Genomic DNA, 518 nt, shown 5'->3' with positions numbered 1-518 from the left:
GCGTTATTGGGGCAATCCTGGGCGTTGCAGGCATGTACACGATGCCCGACTTCCCGGCGGCGGACATCATCAACGCAGCGGCGGTTGGAACTGTATCGGGGCTTGCAGCTACCGGTATCAACCAGGCGTACAAGCAGCTGACGAAATAAGCTGTTGCGATATCGCAATGGTTGTAATATCACAACTTTTTATGGGCCTGGAATTCCGGCCCTTTTCTTTTTGAAGGAGGACAATTATGTTACCAATTACAAAACAAATCAAACAGATCAATTGCTATGCAAGCCAGAATCACCCAAAGTACATCGTAATCCATGAGACTGATAATTTCAACAAAGGGGCCGGAGCAGCTTCCCACGCCAGGGCGCATAATAATGGCAATTTGGCTACATCGGTCCATTATTACGTTGATGATGCAGCGATCTATCAGGCGCTCAACCACACGGACGGAGCCTGGGCAGTCGGAAAGCAGTACGGTACTCCACTGGTGGCCGGAGTCAATAACAACAACACGATCAACA

Annotated in this window: 2 protein-coding genes; both read left to right on the top strand. The window is 49.6% G+C overall.

Annotation, left to right across the window (positions count from 1 at the left end; all coding sequences use genetic code 11):
* Positions 1–149, top strand: a 149-nt coding sequence (locus tag NE664_13220) for a phage holin family protein (protein MCQ4727592.1), incomplete at its 5' end; no start/stop codon positions are given.
* Positions 150–235: 86 nt separating this feature from the next.
* On the top strand, positions 236–518 hold a 283-nt coding region (locus NE664_13215; protein ID MCQ4727591.1), incomplete at its 3' end, for an N-acetylmuramoyl-L-alanine amidase.

This window comes from Anaerotignum faecicola (genome assembly GCA_024460105.1).
Classification (GTDB): domain Bacteria; phylum Bacillota; class Clostridia; order Lachnospirales; family Anaerotignaceae; genus JANFXS01.
This window is presented reverse-complemented; position numbering and strand designations above follow the sequence as displayed.